The following is a 2551-nucleotide window of genomic DNA, read 5'->3' on the forward strand; positions in this document are numbered from 1 at the left end:
ATGTCGAACGGTTGTGGCAGGCGCTTCATGAGACAATAACCCGAAATCACCAGTGCAGTTCAATGTGGCAACTGTTGAAAAAGGTCCATCACTTTATGAATACCGTCAGCCCATTCCCCGGGGGAAAACGGCTTTGTTGAATAAATGGATTTTATGCTGTGGTACTATGAAAACGGTTGTTTCAGATAACATAAAATCAATGCATTACATGCTTGCGTATGACGGTGTTCTGTCTGGCATCAGCGTTTTCTACCAAAACAGTGCAGACAAAACAGAATGATTACCTATTATTCAACAAAGCCCAAAAAACGCTTAAAACCTTCACTATAGAGAAATATCAGATAATGTTTCATTACGATAATTGGGTTCTACGCCGGAACCGCCGATATTTCCGACAACCACTCACAGTCGCCCTCACAGGATAATAGTCAGGTCGTGTGATGGCCTTCACATTCCTCACCATCCGGTTCCTGATTTTTCAACCAAGAATCAACAGATAGCGCTTTTTTGTATCTATTTCCATCATCTTCCTTAAAGGTACAGATGGGATTTTTACCTTTAAGGAATATGATTGTGAAAGTATGGACAATTTTACTTATATCGGCGTATCTGACGGCCCGGACCTCGTCTTGCCTTGCTGAGGAAAAGATAGTGATACCGCCATCACCCATTGATAATGCAGAGCATCAGGTTATTTCCTCTGATAACCATGGAGTTCTTCTTGACAAGAGACTGGTTGTCTATTATGGAAATTTCTATTCTCCCGCAATGGGGATTCTGGGAGAATACCCAGCGCCGGAGCTTTGGAAAAAACTAAAAACCGAATCACAGGAATGGGAAAAAGCGGACCCTTCAAAATCTGTTATCACTGGATTGGAGTATATTGCCACTGTAGCAAGTAGCAGTCCCGGCAAGGATAAACTTTACCGCAATCGTATGAGTAATGCCCAGATTCAGAAAGCACTTTCAATGGTGAGAATGGTGGACGGAGCCGTTCTTATTCTAGATATCCAGCCCGGACTGAGTGACTTGATGAATGAAATTACCCGACTTGAGCCTTTCCTTACTCAGCCTGATGTTCATTTGGCCATAGATCCCGAATTTATCGGGACTGATAAAACTCCACCAAGTCAAAAAATCGGTAGCATAAGTTATAAAAAAATAAATAACGTGATTGACTATCTTTCACAACTTGTCGTTAAGCACCAGTTACCGTCTAAAATATTAGTCGTCCATCGATTCACAAAAAAAATGGTTACCGGTTTTGATAAAGTGAAATCAGATCCTAATGTACAGGTAGTGCTGAACATGGATGGCTGGGGAACACCAACAATCAAATTCGCAACTTATAGAAAAGTCATATCCTCCGAAAATAATTTATTATATCCAGGAATAAAACTTTTTTATAAAAATGACGTAAAATACCCTCCATACCGCCTTCTCTCTAAAGAAGAGATACTTGGTTTGCAACCGCAACCAATATATATTCAATATCAATGAGGCTTTGCTGAATAAATCGAATTAGTTGCGGCGACTGGCTCTGTCGATTATATGCGGCAATTTTTACCGTCACTCCAGCCGCAATAGTTTGAGCAGTCAATCGGCGCGACGTACATCGGCGTTGAAACGCCAGTTCAGCCTGACGGGAAATCTGTGATTCCACGCCCAGTGATTCGACCCGGTGTCGGCTTCCACTCAGATTAAGATCCAGTGCAAGCAGAACTGAGCTTTTACCCGACTCATTGTCACCAATCAGCAGGTTTTTGCCACGCTGGATACTCAGCTGGAGAGAGTGAAATTTCCTAAATTCCCCTAACAAAAGATGAGTGATTACGGGTATCCTTTCTCCTGCAAACCAGTCATAACGTTATTGTAAGGAACAGTCATACCAACCGTACTCCACTGATAGTGAATCAGGCACGATAGTTATTAAAACCCTTCTGTTACCTGCTGTCATCGTAGAGCATTTTACTATGCATTCGGGATGAACCAGTTCAATTCATATGGTGTTTCTTAATACACCTGATTTTAATAATATGATTTTCAGCGAGATTTGATATCCACTGTAAAGGGCTAAAGGAATGAATGAGACGCGAGATTGTATTCGACTCTTAGGGAGAGGCACCCAGAACCGGGGGATCCAGCCTGTATGCCTTAAATCAGTTAGAATACCAGCTTCTTCAGTAATTCAGGCGAGTTGGAATAGTATCCACATCCTGATGTACTTATGCCTGATGATATTCCCGGCTCTCTGGCGACTGACAGAAAGCCGACTTTATGTCGGCATTGCTAAATAACTGCTCGGAATAGTAGATCCCTTAGAGGGAACTCAGTCCGGTTTATGCGATCTGATCAATGTAAGCGTCGCATTCAGACCGTATTGACGTTCAGGCAGAGGGAAGCTCGACCTTCCATGGCAGCAGATCGCGGACCCGGTTCACCGGCCAGTCCTGTATATGACCGATGACGTAACGCAACCACGTCTCGGGGTCAACGCCGTTAAGCCGGCAGGTGACGATCAGAGAGTAGAGGATCGCCGCACGTTCTCCGC

The 2551-nt window shown here is 43.4% G+C and carries 3 protein-coding genes and 1 pseudogene; 2 read left to right on the forward strand and 2 right to left on the reverse strand.

The features are described 5' to 3' along the window. Both F7Q90_RS25205 and F7Q90_RS25210 read left to right on the forward strand, forming a co-directional pair. Positions 1-140 (forward strand): annotated as a pseudogene (locus tag F7Q90_RS25205) (IS630 family transposase); the annotation flags it as partial. 433 nt (positions 141-573) lie between these two features. After that, positions 574-1500 carry a hypothetical protein gene (locus F7Q90_RS25210; RefSeq protein WP_006120875.1) on the forward strand — a complete coding sequence of 309 codons (927 nt, stop codon included), beginning with the start codon at positions 574-576 and terminating at the stop codon, positions 1498-1500. On the opposite strand, the gene F7Q90_RS25215 is transcribed toward F7Q90_RS25210, so the two are convergent. After that, on the reverse strand, positions 1445-1819 hold the full coding sequence (locus tag F7Q90_RS25215) for an ATP-binding protein (protein ID WP_071988783.1): 375 nt from the start codon (positions 1817-1819) through the stop codon (positions 1445-1447). The genes F7Q90_RS25210 and F7Q90_RS25215 overlap by 56 nt on opposite strands. Positions 1820-2387: 568 nt before the next feature. Next, positions 2388-2551, reverse strand: a 164-nt coding sequence (locus tag F7Q90_RS25220; RefSeq protein WP_151161046.1) for a transposase domain-containing protein, incomplete at its 5' end; no start/stop codon positions are given.

It is taken from the genome of Pantoea stewartii subsp. stewartii (assembly GCF_008801695.1).
GTDB classification, from domain to species: domain Bacteria; phylum Pseudomonadota; class Gammaproteobacteria; order Enterobacterales; family Enterobacteriaceae; genus Pantoea; species Pantoea stewartii.